The following is a 20823-nucleotide window of genomic DNA, read 5'->3' as shown; positions in this document are numbered from 1 at the left end:
TCGAGGAGCGATGCGTAATGAGCCAGACCGTCAGGACGCGGCCCGAAGGCAGCCGGAATGTGCTGAGTGAGGCGTATGACACGGCGCTGCTCGACCTGGACGGGGTGGTGTACGCGGGCGGTCATGCGATCGCCCACGCCGTCGAGTCGCTCGGGACGGCCAGGTCCGGCGGCATGCATCTCGCGTATGTGACGAACAACGCGCTGCGTACGCCGGACGCGGTGGCCGGGCATCTGACGGAGCTCGGCATTCCGACCGGGGCCGCGGACGTCATCACGTCCGCGCAGGCGGCGGCGCGGCTTGTGAGCGAGCAAGTGCCCGCGGGGGCGCGGGTGCTGGTTGTTGGTGGGGAAGGGCTGCGGGTCGCGCTGCGGGAGCGGGGCCTTGAGCCGGTGGAGTCGGCGGACGACGGGCCGGTGGCGGTCGTGCAGGGGTACGGCGGCCCCGATATGGCGTGGGGCCGGTTCGCCGAGGCCTGTTACGCGATCGCGCGCGGGGTGCCGTGGTTCGCTTCCAACACGGACCTGACGATTCCCAGTGCGCGGGGCATCGCGCCGGGCAATGGCGCGGCGGTCGAGGTCGTACGCATCGCTACTGGGGCGGAGCCGCAGGTGGCGGGCAAGCCGTTGCCTCCGATGCATCGCGAGACGATTCTGCGGACCGGTGCCGAGCGGCCGTTGGTCGTGGGGGATCGGCTCGACACGGACATCGAGGGCGCGTTCAACGGCGAGGTGGACTCGCTGCTGGTCCTGACCGGGGTCACGGACGGCGCCCAGCTGCTCGCGGCCCCGCCCGAGCACCGGCCCACGTACGTGGACGCGGACCTGCGCGGCATGCTGACCGGCCAGCCCGAAGTGACCCCGGCGGAGGGCGGCTTCGGCTGCGGTGGGTGGACGGCTTCGGCGCGGGGGCAGGAGCTGGTGCTCGACGGTGACGGCGAGGTCATGGACGGGCTGCGGGCGCTGTGCGCGGCGGCGTGGACGGAGGCGGGGGACGGGGTGTGCACGCTGGACACGGGGAAGGCGTTGTCGCGGCTGGGGGTGTAGCTCGACTGCGGGGCGGCGGCTGTTGGCCTGCTGGGCGCCTGGCGGTGGCCGCTGGCCGCTGACCGTCGGGCGTTGCCCCTCCGGGCGTTGCCCCGCTGGCCGCTGGCCGCCGACCTCCGGGCGTTGCCCCGCTGGCCGCTGGCCGCCGACCTCCGGGCGTTGCCCCGCTGGGCGCTGCCCGCTGCCGCGCTGGCCGCTGGCCCGCCAGCCGCTGCCCTCTGCCCTCTGCCCGCTGCCGCGCTGCCCTCTGCCCCGCCGGGCGCTGTCCTCTGCCGCGCCGGGCGCTGTCCTCTGACCCGCCGGGCTCGGCTGCTTGGGCTTGGGAGGGGGCGCGGGCCGGCCTCGGGGAGTCCGCGAGGCTCGGGTGCTTTGGCTTGTGGGCGTAGGCCCAGCCTGCCCGCGAGGAGTGTCCGCCCCGCGGCGAAGCCCCGGCCAGGGGTGGTCGGGGCTTCAAGTGTTCCGGCGCCGTTTCGGGGCGGGGTGGGTCAGGCCGTTTCGTTGCGGTCTATCAGTTCGTCCGTGGTGGTGCCCTTGCGCCAGTAGCCCGAGAACGAGATCCGCTTGCGGTCGAAGCCGCGGTCGCCGACCAGGTGGCGGCGGACCGTCTTGACCGTGGCGGACTCGCCGGTGACCCAGGCGTACGAAGTGCCCGAAGGCAGCTCGGCGGCACGGATCGCCGACGGCGTCGCGCCCTCCTCCGTGAGCCAGGTGATCTGGGCGTCGGCCTTCGTGGGCAGCTCCTGCTTGTCCGCGGGGTCGTGGACCTCGATCCAGACGCGGGTCGGCGTCGCAGGCGGGAGCGTCTCCAGGATGGCCGCCACCGCGGGGAGCGCCGACTCGTCGGCGGTCAGCAGGACCCAGTCGGTGTCCTGCGGCGGCCTGAAGTCGTAGGCGCCGTTCTCCTCCTCGATCGGGGCGAGTACGCCGATCCGCGCGCCGGGACGGGCGGACCGCGCCCAGCTGGTGGCCGGGCCGTCGTGGGGCGAGGGAGCCGCGCCGTGGACCGCGAAGTCGACGATCAACTCGTCGGGATCGCGGCGCAGTTCACGCGTGGTGTAGGTGCGCATGATGCCCCGCACGTCCGGGTCGAGGGCGCACCAGTCGGCGTACCAGCTGGATGCGTCGCCTTCCGTCGTGTCCGGCATGACGGGGGCGTCCTGGCCCGGGTGCGGGAGGAAGATCTTGATGCGCTGGTCACGGCCCGCCGAGGCCATCCGGGCCAGGCCGTCGCCGCCGAGGGCTACGCGGATCATGGAGGGGGTGACGTACTCCGTGCGCAGCACGTGGACGTCGAAGAAGTGGTACGGGGAGTCAGTCATCAGGTGAGCCTCTTCGACTTCTCGATGGCGGCGGCGAGTTGTTCGAGCACAGGGGCGAAACCGGCGTAGCTGTAGCGCTCCTCCATGGACCAGGGCACGGTCTGGTCGGCCTTGACGGCGGGGAGCAGCTCCCAGGTGGGTTTCTTCGCGAGCTCCTTGGGCGGCAGCGCGCTGGACCGGTTGTCCATCATGATGAGATCCGCGTGGTATTTGTCGGCGTTCTCCCAGCTGAGGAACTCCCAGAAGCCCCATTCGTCGCTCTTCTTGCCCTCGACGAACTCGACGCCGAGGTCCTTGAAGTAGTTGAGGTCGCAGTAGGAGTCCGGCACGGCGACGTAGAACTGGTCGGCGTCACCGGTCATCGCGAGGACCTTCAGGCCGCGGTTGGCCTTGGCCGCCTCGCGCAGTCGGCGCTCGGCCTTGTCGAAGCGGGCCTTGGCGGCGCGCACCTTCTCCGTCCCGAGGTCCCCGCCGAGCGCCTCGGCGAGCTCGGTGTAGCGCTTGAGCGGTTCGAGCAGCGAGACGCGGGCGCCCTTGATGCCGACCGTGGGCGCGAGCGCCTCGATCTTCTTGGTGCTGTCCGCGGGCACGAACCAGAGAGCGGGCGGCGGGAACATGTTGCTGATCAGGAGGTCGGGCTTGAGCGCCGCGTACTTCTCGATGCTGAACTGGTTGAAGGACTCGCCCAGGCTCGTCAGTTTGTCGACATCGAGATCGCCCGCCTGGGGGTTGGGCTTGCCGTCCACCGGCTTGGAGGGGCCGAAGACTCCGGTGCAGGTGACGCCGTAGTCGTGCAGGGCCGCCGCCGTGCTGATGTAGGCGACGATGTTCTTCGGGGTGTGGTTCACCTCGGCGGTCTTGCCGCGGTCGTCCTTGAAGCTCCAGGGCTTGGAGCCCAAGTCCTTCTCCGACTTCTTCTCGCTCCCGCAGGCGGTGAGCAGGGCGCCGAGGCCGAGGGCCCCGCCGGAGGCGAGCAGGCCGCGGCGTGACATGCCTCCAGGGGCAGACAAGCCTCTGCCGGCAAGGGGGCGGTGGGTGGTGGGCATCAGGCTGCCGCCTTCCTCGACTTGTCGACGGCTGCCGCGAGCTGCTCGATGAGCGGCGCGTAGCCGGCGTGGCTGAACTGAGCTTCGTTGGACCAGGAGATGACCTGGTCCGCCTTGACCGCGGGGAGTTTCGCCCAGGTCGGCTTGGACTTCTTGAGCTCGCCGGGCTGGAGGTTGCCGGTCCGTTTGTCGACGAGGATCAGATCGGCTTCGTACGTGTCGGCGTTCTCCCAGCCGAGCTCCTGGAAGAAGCCGCCCTCGGCGGTCTTCGTCGGGGTGACGAACTCGATGCCGAGGTCCGCGTAGTGGCGGAGGTCGGTGAAGTCGGCAGGGTCGCCCACGTAGAGCATGTCGGCCTGCGCCGCCACCGCCATGACCTTGATGCCGCCCCGGGACTTCGCCGCCCTCGCGGACCTGCGGAGGGTTTCCGAGGCCGCCTCGAAGCGCTTCTTCGCGGCGGTGACCTTCTCCGCCGCGAGGTCGGCGCCGAGGGATTCGGCGAGCTCGGCGAAGCGGCCGATCACCTTCGTCAGAGACGTCTTGCCGGTGAGGATGCCGACGCTGGGCGCGAGCGGGGTGATCTTCTTGGCGGAGTCGTCGGGGACGTACCAGAGCCTCGGTGACTCGTTCATGGTGCTGACGAGGAGCTCGGGGCGGAGCTTCGCGTACTTCTCGACGCTGAACTCGCCCCAGGCGTTGCCGATGATGGTCACCTTGTCGACATCGACATCCGCTGCCTGTACGTCGGGTTCGCCGTTCTTCAGCTTCGTCGGGCCGAAGACGCCGGTGCACTCGACGCCGAAGTCGTGCAGCGCGGCGGCGGCGCCGATGTAGGCGACGATGCGGCGCGGGCGTTTCGCGGCCTTCGCGGTGGTTCCCCGGTCGTCCTTGAAGCTCCAGCCCGTGCCGCCGCCCGGCGATTTTGCGCCGCCGTCGCTGCCGCCGCATGCTGTCAGGAGTCCGCCGAGGCCGAGGGCGCCGCCTGCACCGAGGACACCACGACGGGTCAGACCGGCAGGTATCGGGCGGCGGGCATGCATAGGTCGTGCTTCTCTCGTCGAAGTCCAGTGCGAGGGTAGGCTAACCTAACCTGGTGTTGGTCGACAGTCCCCCCGAAGCCAGCGCGGAGACCGCCCCCGCGCCACCCAACCGCCGCGCGATACGCAGTGCCGGGCTCCTCGTCTCGGTCTGTGTGCTGCTGCTCGTCGTCGTGGCGAGCATCGCGGTCGGTGCGAAACAGATGTCCCTGGACCAGGTCTGGCACGGTCTCTTCCAGGACACCGGGACGTACGGCGATGTCGTCGTCGGAGAGCGGCTCTCGCGGACGCTGCTCGGGGTGCTCGTCGGCGTGGCCCTCGGTCTCGCGGGCGCCGTCCTCCAGGCACTGACGCGCAACCCCCTGGCCGACCCCGGACTGCTCGGCATCAACCTCGGAGCTTCGGCCGCCGTCGTCACCGCCATCAGCTTCTTCGGCGTCACCTCACTGAGCGGCTACGTGTGGTTCGCCTTCGCCGGAGCGGCAGTTGTCGGCGCCGCCGTCTACGCCCTCGGCGGGACCCGCAACGCGACGCCCGTACGGCTCGCGCTCGCAGGTACCGCGCTGAGCGCCGCGCTCTACGGCTATCTGCAGGCCGTGATGATCACGGACAACGCCGCGCTCAACAAGATGCGCTTCTGGACGGTCGGTTCCCTGGCCTCCGCCAAGAACGAGACCATCCTTCAGGTCCTGCCGTTCCTCGTGATCGGCATCGTGGTCGCACTCGGCCTCGCCCGGCCGCTCAACGCCATGGCCATGGGTGACGACACCGCCCGCGCGCTCGGCGCCCATCTGAACCGCACCCGCGCCCTGTCCATGGCCGCCGCGACCCTGCTCTGCGGGGCGGCGACCGCGGCCTGCGGGCCCATCATGTTCGTCGGCCTGATGGTGCCGCACGTCGTGCGCTCCTTCACCGGGCCCGACATGCGCTGGATCCTGCCGTACGCGGCGATCCTCTCGCCGGTCCTTCTGCTCGGCGCCGACGTCATCGGGCGCATCGTCGCGCGGCCCGCCGAACTTCAGGTCGGCATCATCACCGCGTTGATCGGCGCTCCGGTCTTCATCTTTCTCGTACGACGGCGGAGGCTGGCTCAGCTGTGAAGGCGATACGCACCCGGGGCGGGCTCAGCTTCCGCCTCGACGTCCGCACGGCCGTGGTCGTCGCCGTGCTCATCCTGGCCGCGCTCGCCGCGAGCGTCGTCCTGATCGGCACCGGCGACTTCCCCATCCCCGCCGCCGACGTCATCCGCACCCTGCTCGGCAACGGAGACGCCGGGCAGGAGTTCATCATCAACGACCTGCGGCTTCCGCGGGTCCTGGTCGGCCTCCTCGTGGGGGCCGCGCTCGGGCTCGGCGGCGCGATCTTCCAGTCCATCTCCCGCAATCCGCTGGGCAGTCCGGACATCCTCGGCCTGGGGCAGGGGTCCACCGCGGGCGCGCTCATCATGATCGTCCTCTTCCAGGGCAGCGCGGTGCAGGTCGCCGGGGGCGCGCTCGTGGGCGGTCTGGTCACCGGCTTCGCGATCTACGTGCTTGCCTGGAAGCGGGGCGTGCACGGCTTCCGGTTCGTCCTGGTCGGCATCGGTGTCTCCGCCTTCGTCACCGCGATCAACGGCTATCTGCTCACCAAGGCGGACATCGTCGACGCCGCCCGCGCCGTCGTCTGGATGACCGGCTCCCTCAACGGCCGGGACTGGGAGCAGGTCTGGCCGCTGCTCGTCCTGTGCGCGATCCTCGTACCCCTCGTCATGACGTACGCACGTCCGCTGCGGATGCTGGAGATGGGCGACGACGTCGGGTACGCGCTCGGCGTGCCCGTCGAACGCACCCGCCTCGTCCTGATGGGCTCGGCCGTGCTGCTCGTCGCCGCCGCCACCGCCGCGGCGGGCCCCGTCAGCTTCGTCGCGCTCACCGCACCGCAGCTGGCCAGGCGGCTCACCCGCTCGCCGGGGCCGAACCTGCTGCCCGCGATGTTCATGGGCGCCACCCTGCTGATCGTCGCGGACTGGGCATCGCAGCGGGCCTTCGGCGCCGACCAGCTGCCCGTCGGCGTGGTCACGGGAGTGCTCGGCGGCATCTACCTGCTGTGGCTGCTGGTCATCGAGCGCAAGGCGGGGCGGATATGAAGACGCGCACGGCCACGAACACGAATACCTCTGAGAGCACCGACAGGCAGGAGCGTGCCGCAGTGAACCGGCTCATCGCGGACGACGTGACCCTTGGCTACGACCAGCGCGTCATCGCGGAGAAGTTGTCCGTCGAGATCCCCGACAACTCCTTCACGGTGATCGTCGGCCCGAACGCCTGCGGCAAGTCCACCCTGCTGCGCGCCCTGTCGAGGATGCTCAAGCCATCGGCGGGCCGCGTCCTGCTCGACGGCAACGTCATCCAGTCGATGCCCGCGAAGAAGGTGGCCCGGACGCTCGGCCTGCTCCCGCAGTCGTCCATCGCGCCCGACGGCATCACGGTGGGCGACCTGGTGGCGCGCGGCCGCTACCCCCACCAGGGGCTCCTTCGCCAGTGGTCGGCGCAGGACGAGCGGATCGTGGGCGAGTCCATGGCCTCGACCGGTGTCGCCGAACTGGCCGATCGCTATGTCGACGAACTCTCCGGCGGACAGCGCCAGCGCGTCTGGATCGCGATGGCACTCGCCCAGCAGACCCCGCTCCTGCTCCTGGACGAGCCGACGACGTTCCTCGACATCCAGCACCAGATCGACGTGCTCGACCTGTGCGCCGACCTCCACGAGGAGCAGGGCCGCACGCTCGTGGCCGTCCTGCACGACCTCAACCACGCGGCCCGGTACGCCACCCACCTCATCGCCCTGCGCGACGGCGAGGTCATCGCCGAGGGCGCGCCGTCCGACGTCGTCACGACGGAGCTGGTGCGGGACACCTTCGGGATGGACTGCCAGATCATCGACGACCCGGAGACCGGGACACCGCTCGTGGTGCCCGCGGCGCGGCGGGTGCGCAAGAAGCCCGCGGACGCGGCGACCGCAGGGGTTAAAGCAGCGACCTGAGGCGGAGCAAGTCACGCAGGCCCGCCTCCAGTTTGACCCGGCCGGAGGCCCAGGCCTTCGCGAAGTTCAGCTCGCCGTCGACCATCGCCACCAGATCGTCGCCGGACATGGTGAGGCGGATCTCGGCCTTCTCGCGAGGGGGGCCGGGATGCGTGTCGAGCACCGTGATCCGGCCGTTCTCGAGACGGCCCGTGAAGGTCACGTCGAGATCGGTGATGCGGCAGCTCAGCGAGCGGTTGAGCGCGGCGGCACTGCGCACGCCGCCTTCGGCGCCCGCCAGATTGTCCGAGAGTTTGTCGAGCGCCGTCCGGCACTCTTCGATCGTCGCCATCGTGATCGACGGTACCGCAGCGCTTCGCGGTAGCGTCGGGGCATGAACGACTCGTTGCCGGGCCCCGAGCCTGAGCTGGTGGAGCCCGAGGCCGCCGAGGCGGAGGCGCGGACGCCCGAGCCCGAGCCGGAGACGTACGACCCCGTCGGTCCCGCGCCCCTCGGGGTGGAGCGCGTGCCGACCGGTGACGCCGAGGTGGACGGCCTGCTCCGGCGGCTCGGCGACGCCGACCACCTCGCCACGGACGGCCACATCGAGGTGTACGAGGATGTACACCGGGGACTGCGTGACGCGCTGACCGCGCTCGACGCACGCCCCGGGCCGCCGGCGCCCTCACCCATGGGGACGCCCGCGGCTTCGCCCCAGCACTCATCCCCGTACAAGCCCCAGCACTCGCCCCCGTACAACAGGAGCTGAACAGAACGTGGCAGGAGTGGCACGCCGCCGCCTCGACGCCGAACTGGTCCGGCGCAAGCTGGCGCGCTCGCGCGAGCACGCCAGCCAGCTGATCGCCGCCGGCCGTGTGACCGTCGACAAGAACACCGCGACGAAGCCCGCGACGCAGGTGGAGACCGCGGCAGCCATCGTGGTCGCGAACGACGACAGCGATCCCGACTACGTCTCGCGCGGCGGCCACAAGCTGGCGGGCGCGTTCGCCGCGTTCGTGCCGCAGGGCCTGGTCGTCGAGGGGCGGCGCGCGCTCGACGCGGGCGCGTCCACCGGCGGTTTCACCGATGTGCTGCTGCGGGCGGGCGCCTCGGGCGTCGTCGCCGTGGACGTCGGCTACGGCCAGCTCGCCTGGTCCCTGCAGAGCGACGACCGGGTCACCGTCAAGGACCGTACGAACGTACGGGAGTTGACGCTCGAAGCCATCGACGGCACCCCCGTCGACCTGGTCGTCGGCGACCTGTCGTTCATCCCGCTCGGCCTCGTGCTTCCGGCTCTCGTGCGCTGCGCCGCCCCGGACGCCGACCTGGTCCTGATGGTCAAGCCGCAGTTCGAGGTCGGCAAGGAACGTCTGGGCAGCGGCGGTGTGGTGCGCAGCGCGGCACTCCGGGCCGATGCCGTACGCGGTGTGGCGCGCCAGGCGTGGGGGCTCGGGCTCGGTGTGCGTGGCGTGACCGCGAGCCCGCTGCCCGGACCTTCCGGAAATGTCGAGTACTTTCTGTGGCTGCGTGCCGGGGCGCCCGAACTCGACCCGGCGGACGTTGACCGTGCCGTGGCGGAGGGGCCCCGTTGACTCAGACCCGAGTGACCCAGACCCGAGCTCGTACCGTTTTCCTGCTCGCGCACACCGGACGGCCTGCCGCCATCCGCAGTGCCGAACTCGTCGTCCAGGGGCTGCTGCGCAGCGGCATCGGCGTACGGGTCCTGGAGGCGGAGGCGGCCGATCTGCCGCTGCCGCCCGAGGTCGGCACGGTGAAGGAGGCCACCCCCCAGTGCCTCGACGGCTGTGAACTGCTCGTCGTGCTCGGCGGCGACGGCACGCTGCTGCGCGGCGCCGAGTTCGCCCGCGCGTCCGGGGTGCCGATGCTCGGAGTGAACCTGGGGCGTGTCGGCTTCCTCGCCGAGGCCGAGCGGGACGACCTCGACAAGGTCGTCGACCGGGTGGTGACGAGGGCGTACGAGGTCGAGGAGCGGATGACCATCGACGTCGTCGTGCGCAGCAACGGCGATGTCGTGCACCGCGACTGGGCGCTGAACGAAGCCGCCGTGCAGAAGATGTCGGCCGAACTGATGCTCGAGGTCGTCCTGGAGATCGACGGGCGTCCGGTCACCGGCTTCGGCTGCGACGGCATCGTGTGCGCGACGCCGACCGGCTCCACCGCGTACGCCTTCTCAGCGGGCGGGCCCGTGGTGTGGCCGGAGGTGGAGGCGCTCCTGATGGTGCCGATCAGCGCCCACGCCCTGTTCGCCAAGCCCCTGGTGACCTCGCCGGACTCGGTGCTCGCCGTCGAGGTCCAGCAGCACACGTCGCACGGGGTGCTGTGGTGCGACGGCCGGCGGACCGTGGAACTGCCGCCGGGGGCCCGGGTCGAGGTGCGCAGGGGAGCGGTGCCGGTGCGGCTCGCACGGCTGCACCACGCGTCGTTCACCGACCGGCTCGTGGCCAAGTTCGCGCTGCCGGTTTCGGGGTGGCGCGGGGCGCCTCACTAGCCGTACGCGCCGGGCGCCCTCGCGTTGCGCCGGGCGCCGCCGCTAGGCCGTGCCGACCACGGATATCGCGCGGCGCCGCATCACCGAGGCCACCGGCAGGCCCGTGGCCAGCAGGGTGAGGAGCAGGGTGCCCGCCGCGATCCCCGTCGGCACGGCCCACGGCAGGTGGGGGAGCGACGAGCCGAAGGCCGTGCTGAGGATGGGGGCCAGCGTGCCGAGCGCTATCGCGGTGCCGAGCAGCAGCGCCGTCCCCGCGACGACCACGGCCTCCCAGGCCGCCATCGCCCGCACCTGGGCGCGCTGACTGCCCACCACCCGCAGCAGGGCGATGTCGCGGCGGCGCTCGAAGGAGATCATGGCGAGGGTGTTCGCCGCGGCGATCGCGGCGAAGCCCGCGTAGAGCCCCGTGCCCACATAGTCGAGCCAGACCTCGCCCGTGCTGCCCGCCGAACCTGTGTAGTGCTGTGCCGTGGTGTGCATGCCGATCTTGGTCAGGCCGAAGCCCACGACCAGGACGAGCGGCACGACCGCGGCGGAGAAGCGGCGGGGCTGCGAGCGGACGTTGAGCATGGCCAGGCGCGCGCTGCCGCCGAACCGGCCCACCAGCGCGGAGACCAGCCAGGCCGCGGGCCCGATGATCCGCGGGCCGAGCAGCCCCGCGCCCACGCAGAAGAGGATCAGGACGAGGAAGGCGCCCTCGCTCGCCTCGGCCGCGGGTTGCTTCGACAGCAGTACGGAGACGGCGCAGGCCCCCGCGACCGCGATCAGGCCGAGCGGCGCCCGCAGCATGCCGAGCCCCCGCCGCCCGGTCGCCGCTTCGCTCAGGGCGCGGGCCGGGCGAAGCAGCGAGAACCGCAGCGCCGAGAGGAGCGCGGCGAGCGTCGTCGTCACCACGGCCACGCCCAGGCACACCGGCAGGGCGACCCAGCCGAACCGGAAGTCCGCCTCGGCGGGGAGCAGTCCGTGCGACACCATGCCCGCGTGCCACCAGCGCGCGCCGAAGCCGCCGAGGACGAAGCCTGCGAGCGCCGCCGGGATCGACGCGGCGAGGGCCTGAACGGCCACGGCGCGGCGGACCTGACGGGGCTTGGCGCCGATGGAGCGCACCATGGCCAGCTCGCGGTGCTGCTGCGTGACGGCCGTACCCATCGTCGACGCGACCACGAATATCGACATGTAGATCGATCCGATGAGCAGGACGACGGCCATGTCGCCGACGCCGTTCTCGGTGATCTGCCTGCGTGCCCGCGCGGAGAGCCCGTCGGTGCCCGTCGTGCCGAGCATCATCGTCGACGCGCTCACCACGGTCGCCGCGAAGAGCGCGGCCACCGCCGTCCCCACAAACGCCGGGCGATGCGCGCGCAGCGCCGCCTGTGCCAGTCCCGTTCCCATACTGATCATGGTGGGGTGCTGGGTCACCCGTGCACCAGGAGGCTGACAGGAAGATCATGGTGGGGTAATCCCCACCCCTGCCAGCCCCCAGAGACCCCCACCCCCTGCGAGTGACAGCGTCCGTTCGGTCCGCCTTTGCCACCTGCGTCTTCGTGGAAGGAAGGTGGAAGGAGACCAGGGGCCGTCGCACACCTGGCCCATGACCTCGTAAGGTCGTGTCCGTGTTGGAGGAGATGCGGATACGGTCGCTCGGAGTCATCGACGACGCGGTGGTCGAGCTGTCGCCGGGGTTCACCGCCGTGACCGGCGAGACCGGTGCGGGCAAGACGATGGTGGTCACCAGCCTTGGCCTGCTGCTCGGCGGACGCGCGGATCCCGCCTTGGTGCGGATCGGCGCCAAGGCGGCGGTGGTGGAGGGGCGGATCACTGTGCCCGCGGATGCCACGGCTGCCGTGCGCGCGGAGGAAGCGGGGGCCGAACTCGACGACGGGGCGCTGCTGATCAGCCGTACGGTCTCGGCGGAGGGGCGCTCTCGTGCGCACCTCGGCGGGCGGTCCGTACCGGTGGGTCTGCTGTCCGAACTCGCCGACGACCTCGTCGCGGTGCACGGCCAGACGGACCAGCAGGGCCTGCTCAAACCGGCCCGGCAGCGCGGGGCCCTCGACCGGTACGCGGGCGACGCGGTCACCGTGCCGCTGGCCAAGTACACGGCCGCGTACCGCAGGCTGCGGGCCGTGACGACCGAGGTCGACGAGATCACCACGCGTGCGCGTGAACGGGCCCAGGAGGCCGATCTGCTGCGCTTCGGCCTCGACGAGGTCGCGGGCGTGGAGCCGCGCGAGGGCGAGGACACCGAACTGGCCGCAGAGGCCGAGCGGCTCGGCCACGCGGAGGCCCTCGCCTCCGCCGCCACGTCCGCGCACGCCGCGCTCGCGGGCAACCCCGAGGACCCGGAGGGTGTCGACGCCACGACGCTGGTGGCGGGCGCCCACCGGGCTCTTGAGGCGGTGCGTTCCCACGACCCCGCCCTGGCCGCGCTCGCCGAGCGGATCGGCGAGATCGGAATCCTCCTTGGCGATGTGGCGGGCGAGCTCGCGGGGTACGCCGATGACCTCGACGCCGATCCACTGCGCCTCGCGGCGGTGGAGGAACGGCGGGCCGCGCTCACCCAGCTGACCCGGAAGTACGGCTCCGACATCGACGCCGTGCTCGCCTGGGCCCAGGAGGGGGCCGCGCGGCTCACCGAACTCGAGGGTGACGACGACCGTCTGGAGGAGCTGACCGCCGAGCGGGACGCGCTGCGGTCTGAACTCGCCGGACTCGCCCAGGCGTTGACCGACGCGCGTCAGGAGGCGGCGTCGCGGTTCGCGGCAGCCGTCACCGAAGAGCTGGCCTCGCTCGCGATGCCGCACGCGCGCGTGACGATCGACATCACCGCCACGGAGGTGCCCGAGGGCGCGGACGGTGTGCCGGTCGACGGACGCCTCGTCGCGTACGGCCCGGCGGGCGTGGACGAGGTGGAACTCCTCCTGGCCCCGCATCCGGGCGCCCCGCCCCGGCCGATCGCCAAGGGCGCGTCCGGCGGTGAGCTGTCGCGCGTGATGCTCGCCGTCGAGGTCGTCTTCGCGGGCACGGACCCCGTGCCGACGTACCTCTTCGACGAGGTCGACGCCGGTGTCGGCGGCAAGGCCGCGGTCGAGATCGGCCGCAGGCTGGCCCGCCTCGCCAAGTCCGCGCAGGTCGTGGTCGTGACGCATCTGCCGCAGGTGGCGGCGTTCGCCGACCGGCAGCTGCTGGTCGAGAAGACGAACGACGGGAGCGTCACGCGCTCCGGAGTGCTGGTGCTCGAGGGGGAGGACCGGGTGCGGGAGCTGTCCCGGATGCTGGCGGGCCAGGAGGACTCGGAGACCGCGCGGGCGCATGCGGAGGAGTTGCTGGCGACGGCTCGGGGGGAGGGGTAACGGGCGGGGGCGCTTTTCTCGGGCGGGGGCGCCTTCAGCGGGGCGTGCCTTGGGTACCGCGGATCACCGGCTTCGCCGTGTTCGTCCTCAAACGCCGGACGGGCTGAGATGCCGGCTCCCGGCGGTCTGGCTGGAGTTTCAGCCCCCGTACCCTGATGCGCATGATCAAGCGCACCTCTGCCCGGCGTCTCCCGGCCCTCGTCGGCGCGGTCGCCGTCACCCGCGCGGCCACCACCGCGCTGCGCTCACGCGCCCCCGGCGGCCCCGACCGCTGGCAGCGGAAGAACTACGCGGGGCGGGCAGTGGAGTTGTACGCCGGGCCCGCCGCCGCCCTCGGTGCCGCGGCCGGAGTCGTGGCTCTGCCCGCCAGGACCCGCGCCGCCGCCGCGCTCGCCGTGCTCGCGGCGGGAGCCTGCGGGGCGTACGACGATGTTGCGGGGGACGGTGATCCGCGCCGGGGCTTTCGCGCGCACCTCGGTGCGCTGCGGGGCGGCGAAGTGACCAGTGGGGCCGCGAAGTTGTTCGGGATCTGCGCGGCGGGGCTCGCCGCCGGTGCGTTGCTCAAGGAGCGGCCGGTGGACAAGCTCCTCGCGGGCGTCGTGATCGCGGGCACCGCCCACTTCGTCAACCTCGTGGACGTACGCCCCGGAAGGGCCGCCGGAGCGGTGGTCGTGCTGGGGGCGCCAGGGCTGCTGCGCGAAGGCGCCGCCGGGGTCCTCACCGCCGCCTCCGTGGGCGCCGCGGCGGCCGTGCTGCCCGAGGACATCGGGGAGCAGGCCATGATCGGCGACGCGGGAGCGCATGCCCTGGGCGCGGCGCTCGGCGCGGCCGTCGTCGCCGGCAATGGCCGCGCGGGGCTCATCGTGCATGCGGCGGGTCTTGTCGCGGCGGCCGTGTACGGAGAGAAGGTCAGCGCCGGCGCGGTGGCGGGGAGCTCGGCCGCCTAGCGTCTCCGCTGTGCCGTGCCGAAGCCGCCCCAAGGCCCTGCGAAGATGCGGCGGGCGCAGGTCGTCCGTGATGCTGGATCCCCGTTGTCCTCACCCGTGTGGGTGATCCGGCTCAGGGAGTTGCCCGCCCCGCCACGGAAGAGACCTTTCGGCGGTGCCGGAACGTCCGTACGGACTGGCATCCTTGGCGCAGCCCCCCGACGCCGACCCAGGAGCCCCGGCTACGTGAGCCACGTGAGCAGCCACTCACCGCACGGTCAGACCCCCCTGCACACCGTGCAAGTACTGGGCGGTGGCAGCGCGGGCAGCAGTGCCCACGTCAGGTCGCTCGCCGCGGGCCTCGCGGCGCGGGGCGTGCGGGTCACGGTGTGTGCCCCCACCGAAGCCGTCGGCGCCTACGACCTGACGGGCACCGGCGCCCGACACGTCCACGTACCGCGCAGCAGCGACCCCGCGTCCGTCGCCTCCCTCCGCGTGGCCTGCGCCGACGCCGACCTCGTGCACGCGCACGGACTGCATGCCGCACTCCGCGCCGCCCTTGCGCTCACCGGCCGCCGCGTCCCCCTCGTCGTCACCTGGCACACGCGCGCGCACGCGGAAGGAGCGCGCGCCCGCGTTCTGCGCCTCCTGGAGCGACGCGTCGCCAAGGCCGCCGCCGTGGTCCTCGGCACCTCGTCCGACCTCGTGGACCGCGCCCGCAGCAGGGGCGCGCGGGACGCCCGCCTCGCCCCCGTCACGTTCCCCGCGCCGCGGCCGGCTGCCGGGCCGGCCGAGGACGCCGAGGGTCTGCGCCACAAGGCCCTCGCCGAACTCGGCGCCGTCGGGCGGCCGTTGATCGTCACCGTCGGCACGCTCGAACGGCAGCGGGGCTACGACGTCCTCCTGGAGGCCGCGCGCGCGTGGCGCCACCTCGACCCCCTGCCGCTCCTCGTCATCGCCGGGGAGGGGCCGGAGCGCGGCGCTCTGCAGCGGCGCATCGAAGGCGAAGGTCTCCCGGTCCGGCTCGTGGGGCGGCGCGACGACGTGCCCGAGATGCTCGCGGCGGCCGATCTCGTGGTGCTGCCCACCAGTTGGGAGTCCCGCTCCGTGCTCGCCCAGGAAGCCCTGCACGCGCGCGTGCCGCTCGTCGCGACCTCTGTCGGCGGCATCCCCGAACTGGTCGGCGACGCCGCCGTCCTCGTCCCGTACGGCGACGCCGAGGCCCTGGCCACCGCCGTCGCACGCCTCCTCGCCGACCCCGCGCTCGGGGAGCGGCTCAGGGACAAGGGCACGGCCCAGGCGGCGACATGGCCGACCGAGGACGAAACGGTCACTCAAGTCCTCAGCGTCTACGACGAGTTGACGCAGCCCTTCGGTCCGTAGCCCCGTAGTCCCGGGGCGGCGCCGCTACGCCACGTGCCTACGCGCGCGCAGCGCCAGGCTCAGCGCGAGCACCGTCTGCGGGTCGTCCAGGTCCGTGCCGAGGAGTTCACTGATCCGGGCGAGGCGGTTGTAGAGAGTCTGACGGTTCAGGTGCAGTTCGCGCGCCGTCTCCGCCTTGCGTCCCGCATGGGCCAGATACGTCTGCAGGGTGGGCAGCAGCGGTGGCTTCGAGCGCCGGTCGTGGGTGCGCAGCGGGCCGATCGCGCGGTCCACGAACGCCGCGAGCGCAGAGTCGTCGTAGTTGTGCAGGCGCCACAGCAGCAGGTCGATGTCCAGGCGCCGCGCGTCGTACCAGGGGCGGTCGATGAGGCCCTGCGCTGCCGTCGCCGTCTCCGCCGCGTGCCGGAGCCCCGCCGATGCCGCCGCCCAGCCGCCCGCGACCCCGACCACCACGACCGGCGGCAGCGCCCCGGCCCGCTGCATCCCCGCCCGCTCCACGCCCGCCCGCAGCGCCGCGGCGACCCGGTCGGCCACCGCGGTGCGCTCGGATTCCGTACGGAGGCCAAGGAGCAGCGGGACCCGCCCCTCGACCGGACGTACGCCGAGCAGCACCGGCACGCCCACCGCCGCGAGCTCCTCCGCCACCGCCCGCGCGAGCACGGCCCAGCCGCCGCCCGGCGGCAGCCCGTCCGCGAGCCGCATCACGACCGGGAGCAGCGGGCTCTCGCCGGGCTTGAAGCCGAGCACCCGCGCCTGGGCCGGCGCGTCGTCGGCCAGGATCCGCCCCTCCGCCAGGTCGGTCAGGAAGTCGCCCCGGCCCCGCGCGGCGAGTTCCTCCTCCTGCCGGGCCTGCATCAGAACCACCGCGAGCGAGCCCGCGGCCCGCTCCGCCGCGATCCGGTGCACCGGAAGCAGCGCGGACTCCACCGCGAGCAGCACGAGCCGGGCGCGCACCGAGCCCGAGCCGGGGCCGCCGCCCGGCACGTCGACGAGCAGCGCACCCGCGGGCGGCCCGTCCTTGTGCTGACCCCGCAGCCCCTCCCACACCTGGAGCGGATCGGCACACTCCGTGCCCGCCCCGGCGGCGTACAGAAGCTGCCCGTCCGCCGTCTCCAGGAACACCGGGTTGCCGCTGAAGTCCGCGAGGACGTTCAGGACCTGGGGTACGCCGCCCCCGCCGAGCAGCGCCTCCGTGCAGCGCCGGTGGACCTCGTCGGCCCGCTGGAGCAGTGCGTAGTGGCCGTTGACGATCTCGGTGTGGACCTCTTCGGTGACCGTCACGAAGGGCACCTCGCGGTGCAGCTGCACCAGCGGAAGCCCGGCCGCGCGCGCCGTCTCCACGATCGCCGCGGGGAGCCGCGTGAAGCGCGGGCCCAGCTCCACGACGAGCGCCGCGATACCGCGCTCGGCGAGCTTGCGCACGAAGGCACGCTGCTCGGCGGGGCGTGCGCCCAGGCCGAGGCCCGTGGTCAGGAGCAGCTCGCCGCCCTTGAGGAGGGAGGCGATGTTCGGCACCTCGCCCGCGTGCACCCACCGCACCGTGCGCTGCAGCCGCTCGGCGCCCGCGACCACCTCGGGCAGTCCACCGCGAAGACCCGGAAGTTCCAGGGCACGCTGCACGGTGATGCCGCCCTGAGTGCCCTGCGTGCCCTGACTTTCCATGGGGCGGACGGTACCTGCGCATACGTTCCGGGAACATCTCCGGCCCGTTACGGGAATGATCTGATCCGCTCATAACCCGACAACTCGTCGCCCCGGAACGTCAATTGCGCGACCTCCTGTCGGTTGTGGCGTACATCACGCCACGGAAGGGTGCCCGCCATGCCAGAGCAACCCACCACACCCGAGGTCCACCGTCTCAAGGCGAACTCCGTCGGCCTCGTCGGCGTCGTCTTCATGGCGGTCGCCACCGCCGCGCCCATCACGGCGATGACCGGCAACCTCCCCATCGCCGTCGGCGCGGGCAACGGCACCGGAGCGCCCGCGGGCTATCTCTTCGCGACGCTCGTCCTGACCGTGTTCTCGGTCGGATACGTCGCCATGGCCAAGCGGATCACCGCCGCCGGCGCCTTCTACGGCTACATCTCGCACGGCCTCGGCCGCATAGCGGGCATGGCGTCCGGGATGCTCGCCGTCCTCGCGTACGTCGTCTTCGAGGCGTCGATCGTCGGTGTCTTCGCGTACTTCGCCAAGACCACCGTCCATGATCAGCTCGGCGCCGACCTGCCGTGGATCCTCTACGCGGCCGCGATGCTCGCCGTCACCGTCGTCCTGTCGTACTTCGACATCAACCTCACAGCGAAGGCGCTCGGCGTGATGCTGATCGCCGAGATCGCGGTCCTCTTCGCCGTCGCCACCGCCGTACTGATCCACGGCGGCGGCCCCGACGGTATCCCCGTCGAACCGATCAACCCGAAGAACGCCTTCACCGGCACATCGGCCGGCCTCGGCCTCTTCTTCGCTTTCTGGTCCTGGGTCGGCTTCGAGTCCACCGCCATGTACGGCGAGGAGTCCCGCAACCCCAAGAAGGTCATCCCGCGCGCGACCCTCGTCTCGGTCGTCGGCGTCGGACTCTTCTACATCTACGTCTCCTGGATGACCATCGCGGGCAACGGCCTCTCCGGTTCGGTGAAGGTCTCGCAGTCCACCAGCCCGCTCGACCTGTTCTTCGACCCGGCCCACTCCTTCATCGGGGCCTGGGCGGTCGACACCTTCCAATGGCTCCTGATCACCGGCTCGTTCGCCTGCGGCATGGCCTTCCACCAGTGCGCCTCGCGCTATCTGTACGCGATCGGGCGCGAGGGATTCCTGCACCGCGGCCTCGGCCGCACGCACCCCAGGCACGGCTCCCCGTACATCGCCTCCTACGTCCAGTCCGCGATCGCCGTCGCGCTGGTCGCCGCCTTCTGGCTCACCGGACAGGACCCGTACATCCACCTCTACACGCTGCTCGCGATCCTCGGCACGATGGCGATCCTCATCGTGCAGACCCTCTGCTCGTTCGCCGTCATCGGCTACTTCCGCAAGAACCACCCCGAGGACCGGCACTGGTTCACGACCCTGGTCGCGCCGCTGCTCGGCGGCATCGGCATGATCGCCGTCGTCGTCCTGCTCGTGATCAACATGGACACCGCGGCGGGCAGCGCCGCCGATTCCCTCTTCTTCAAGGCCATCCCCTGGATCGTGGGCCTCGTCTTCTTCGGGGGCCTCGGCCTCGGCCTGTATCTGCGGGCGAAGCAGCCCGCCCGCTACGAGATCATCGGCCGGATCGTCCTGGAGGACGCGGCCGAACGCACGGACGGCGACGGGGAACCCGTCGCCGTCCGGACCTGAAAGGGCCTCGCCGACCCTCGCTAACCGCCGTACGCCCCGCTGGCCGTAAGACGCAGTGCCGTGTCGATCAGCGGCACGTGGCTGAACGCCTGCGGGAAGTTGCCGACCTGGCGCTGCAGCCGCGGATCCCACTCCTCGGCGAGCAGCCCCAGGTCGTTGCGGAGCGCGAGCAGCTTCTCGAAGAGCTTGCGGGCCTCGTCGACGCGGCCGATCATCGCCAGGTCGTCCGCCATCCAGAACGAGCAGGCCAGGAAGGCGCCTTCGTCGCCCTCAAGGCCGTCCACGCCCGCGTCGTCCCCCGCGGTCGGGTAGCGCAGGATGAAGCCGTCCGACGTCGAGAGCTCCCGCTGGATCGCCTCGATCGTGCCGATCACGCGCTTGTCGTCGGGCGGCAGGAAGCCCATCTGCGGGATGAGCAGCAGCGAGGCGTCCAGCTCCTTCGAGCCGTACGACTGCGTGAACGTGTTCCGCTCCTTGTCGTAGCCCTTCTCGCAGACGTCCCGGTGGATGTCGTCGCGCAGGTCGCGCCACTTGTCCAGGGGGCCGTCCGCGTCGCCGGACTCGATGAGCTTGATCGTGCGGTCGACGGCGACCCAGACCATCACCTTGGAGTGCACGAAGTGGCGGCGCGGGCCGCGCACCTCCCAGATGCCCTCGTCGGGCTGGTCCCAGTGCGTCTCCAGGTACCGGATCAGCTTGAGCTGGAGCAGCGAGGCATAGTCGCTGCGGGTCAGGCCCGTCATGTGCGCCAGGTGCAGGGCCTCGGTGACCTCGCCGTACACATCGAGCTGGAGCTGGTGCGCGGCGCCGTTGCCGGCCCGGACCGGTGTGGAGCCCTCGTACCCCGGCAGCCAGTCCAGCTCGGCCTCGCCGAGCTCACGCTCGCCCGCGATGCCGTACATGATCTGGAGGTTCTCGGGGTCGCCCGCCACCGCACGCAGGAGCCACTCGCGCCAGGCGCGGGCCTCCTCGCGGTACCCGGTGCGCAGGAGCGAGGAGAGCGTGATGGCGGCGTCGCGCAGCCACGTGTAGCGGTAGTCCCAGTTGCGGGAACCCCCGATGTCCTCCGGCAGCGACGTCGTGGGCGCCGCGACGATGCCGCCCGTGGGGGCGTACGTCAGGGCCTTCAGGGTGATCAGGGAGCGGACCACGGCCTCGCGGTACGGGCCGTGGTACGTGCAGTGCTCGACCCACTCCCGCCAGAAGTCCTGCGTGGCCTCAAGGGCGTTCTCGGGCTCGGCCGGCGCGGGCGGCTCCTTGTGCGAGGGCTGCCACGAGATGGTGAACGCGATCCGGTCACCGGGCGCGACCGTGAAGTCCGAGTACGTCGTGAGGTCCTTGCCGAAGGTCTCGGCCGACGTGTCGAGCCACACCGAGTCGGGCCCCGCGACGGCCACCGTGCGCCCGTCGACCTTGTGCACCCAGGGCACCACGCGGCCGTAGCTGAACCGCATCCGCAGGGCGGAGCGCATCGGCACCCGGCCGCTGACACCCTCGACGATCCGCACGAGCTGCGGCGCGTCCGTGTCGCGCGGAGGCATGAAATCGGTCACGCGGACCGTGCCGCGCGGGGTGTCCCACTCGGATTCCAGGATCAGCGAGTCGCCGCGGTACGTGCGCCGCGCGGCGGTCGGCGGTGGTGCGTCGGGGCTGTGAGCGGGCCCGAGGCGCCAGAATCCGTGCTCCTCCGTGCCGAGCAATCCGGCGAAGATGGCGTGCGAGTCGAAGCGGGGCAGGCACAGCCAGTCGACTGTGCCGTCCCTGCAGACCAGGGCAGCGGTCTGCATGTCTCCGATGAGTGCGTAATCCTCGATGCGCCCGGCCACGTGCATCTCCAGTCAAACGGCCACGTCGCCCTCTCGGGGGCGCTC

18 protein-coding genes are annotated in these 20823 nt (G+C 72.0%); 11 read left to right on the top strand and 7 right to left on the bottom strand.

Going from position 1 to position 20823, the window contains the following annotated elements:
• Positions 1-17 precede the first annotated feature (17 nt).
• Positions 18-1046, top strand: a complete 1029-nt coding sequence (locus tag E5671_RS13545; RefSeq protein ID WP_160504219.1) for an HAD hydrolase-like protein — start codon at positions 18-20, stop codon at positions 1044-1046.
• A gap of 485 nt (positions 1047-1531) precedes the next feature.
• Here E5671_RS13545 and E5671_RS13540 read toward each other — a convergent pair whose 3' ends face one another.
• The 3 genes from E5671_RS13540 to E5671_RS13530 are packed head-to-tail and all read right to left on the bottom strand — an operon-like array spanning position 1532 to position 4451.
• Positions 1532-2365 (bottom strand): siderophore-interacting protein, encoded by an 834-nt coding sequence (locus E5671_RS13540; protein ID WP_160504218.1) that lies wholly within the window; start codon positions 2363-2365, stop codon positions 1532-1534.
• Positions 2365-3357 (bottom strand): ABC transporter substrate-binding protein, encoded by a 993-nt coding sequence (locus E5671_RS13535; protein WP_160504217.1) that lies wholly within the window; start codon positions 3355-3357, stop codon positions 2365-2367. The genes E5671_RS13540 and E5671_RS13535 overlap by 1 nt, the downstream gene beginning before the upstream one ends.
• Positions 3358-3410: 53 nt before the next feature.
• Positions 3411-4451: an ABC transporter substrate-binding protein gene (locus tag E5671_RS13530; protein WP_160504216.1), complete on the bottom strand. Its 1041-nt coding sequence runs from the start codon at positions 4449-4451 to the stop codon at positions 3411-3413.
• Between the two features lie 53 nt (positions 4452-4504).
• Here E5671_RS13530 and E5671_RS13525 point away from each other — a divergent pair, with 53 nt between their 5' ends.
• From E5671_RS13525 to E5671_RS13515, 3 genes are read left to right on the top strand one after another with little or no spacing between them, the layout of a single operon-like run.
• Positions 4505-5548 (top strand): iron chelate uptake ABC transporter family permease subunit, encoded by a 1044-nt coding sequence (locus E5671_RS13525; RefSeq protein ID WP_160504215.1) that lies wholly within the window; start codon positions 4505-4507, stop codon positions 5546-5548.
• A complete protein-coding gene (locus E5671_RS13520; protein WP_160504214.1) occupies positions 5545-6573 on the top strand; it encodes an iron chelate uptake ABC transporter family permease subunit in 1029 nt (342 codons plus the stop codon). Before E5671_RS13525 ends, E5671_RS13520 begins: the two co-directional genes overlap by 4 nt.
• Positions 6570-7469: an ABC transporter ATP-binding protein gene (locus E5671_RS13515; RefSeq protein WP_160504213.1), complete on the top strand. Its 900-nt coding sequence runs from the start codon at positions 6570-6572 to the stop codon at positions 7467-7469. The genes E5671_RS13520 and E5671_RS13515 overlap by 4 nt, the downstream gene beginning before the upstream one ends.
• On the opposite strand, the gene E5671_RS13510 is transcribed toward E5671_RS13515, so the two are convergent.
• The gene (locus tag E5671_RS13510) at positions 7453-7800 is read right to left on the bottom strand and encodes an alkyl sulfatase C-terminal domain-containing protein (RefSeq protein ID WP_160504212.1); all 348 of its coding nucleotides are present in this window, start codon (positions 7798-7800) and stop codon (positions 7453-7455) included. The genes E5671_RS13515 and E5671_RS13510 overlap by 17 nt on opposite strands.
• A 42-nt stretch (positions 7801-7842) precedes the next feature.
• Here E5671_RS13510 and E5671_RS13505 point away from each other — a divergent pair, with 42 nt between their 5' ends.
• From E5671_RS13505 to E5671_RS13495, 3 genes are read left to right on the top strand one after another with little or no spacing between them, the layout of a single operon-like run.
• Positions 7843-8217, top strand: a complete 375-nt coding sequence (locus E5671_RS13505; RefSeq protein ID WP_237330165.1) for a hypothetical protein — start codon at positions 7843-7845, stop codon at positions 8215-8217.
• Between the two features lie 7 nt (positions 8218-8224).
• A complete protein-coding gene (locus tag E5671_RS13500; RefSeq protein WP_160504211.1) occupies positions 8225-9040 on the top strand; it encodes a TlyA family rRNA (cytidine-2'-O)-methyltransferase in 816 nt (271 codons plus the stop codon).
• An 11-nt stretch (positions 9041-9051) separates the two neighbouring features.
• On the top strand, positions 9052-9957 hold the full coding sequence (locus E5671_RS13495) for an NAD kinase (RefSeq protein WP_160510167.1): 906 nt from the start codon (positions 9052-9054) through the stop codon (positions 9955-9957).
• 42 nt (positions 9958-9999) lie between these two features.
• Here E5671_RS13495 and E5671_RS13490 read toward each other — a convergent pair whose 3' ends face one another.
• Positions 10000-11349 carry an FtsX-like permease family protein gene (locus E5671_RS13490; RefSeq protein ID WP_237330164.1) on the bottom strand — a complete coding sequence of 450 codons (1350 nt, stop codon included), beginning with the start codon at positions 11347-11349 and terminating at the stop codon, positions 10000-10002.
• 233 nt (positions 11350-11582) lie between these two features.
• On the opposite strand from E5671_RS13490, the gene recN reads away from it, so the two are divergent.
• The 3 genes from recN to E5671_RS13475 all read left to right on the top strand — a co-directional run bounded on the left by recN (position 11583) and on the right by E5671_RS13475 (position 15619).
• Positions 11583-13310, top strand: a complete 1728-nt coding sequence (recN, locus tag E5671_RS13485) for a DNA repair protein RecN (protein ID WP_160510166.1) — start codon at positions 11583-11585, stop codon at positions 13308-13310.
• Between the two features lie 161 nt (positions 13311-13471).
• Positions 13472-14257, top strand: coding sequence for a hypothetical protein (locus E5671_RS13480; protein WP_160504209.1), 786 nt, complete (start codon positions 13472-13474; stop codon positions 14255-14257).
• 225 nt (positions 14258-14482) lie between these two features.
• Complete coding sequence (locus E5671_RS13475) at positions 14483-15619, top strand: glycosyltransferase (protein ID WP_160504208.1); 1137 nt, start codon at positions 14483-14485, stop codon at positions 15617-15619.
• Between the two features lie 24 nt (positions 15620-15643).
• On the opposite strand, the gene E5671_RS13470 is transcribed toward E5671_RS13475, so the two are convergent.
• Positions 15644-17281 carry a PucR family transcriptional regulator gene (locus tag E5671_RS13470; RefSeq protein WP_160504207.1) on the bottom strand — a complete coding sequence of 546 codons (1638 nt, stop codon included), beginning with the start codon at positions 17279-17281 and terminating at the stop codon, positions 15644-15646.
• A 159-nt stretch (positions 17282-17440) separates the two neighbouring features.
• On the opposite strand from E5671_RS13470, the gene E5671_RS13465 reads away from it, so the two are divergent.
• On the top strand, positions 17441-18952 hold the full coding sequence (locus tag E5671_RS13465; RefSeq protein ID WP_160504206.1) for an APC family permease: 1512 nt from the start codon (positions 17441-17443) through the stop codon (positions 18950-18952).
• 20 nt (positions 18953-18972) lie between these two features.
• Here E5671_RS13465 and E5671_RS13460 read toward each other — a convergent pair whose 3' ends face one another.
• The gene (locus E5671_RS13460; protein WP_160504205.1) at positions 18973-20784 is read right to left on the bottom strand and encodes a glycoside hydrolase family 15 protein; all 1812 of its coding nucleotides are present in this window, start codon (positions 20782-20784) and stop codon (positions 18973-18975) included.
• Positions 20785-20823 lie beyond the last annotated feature (39 nt).

Origin of the sequence: Streptomyces sp. BA2 (assembly GCF_009769735.1) — a bacterium.
GTDB lineage: Bacteria > Actinomycetota > Actinomycetes > Streptomycetales > Streptomycetaceae > Streptomyces.
This window is presented reverse-complemented; position numbering and strand designations above follow the sequence as displayed.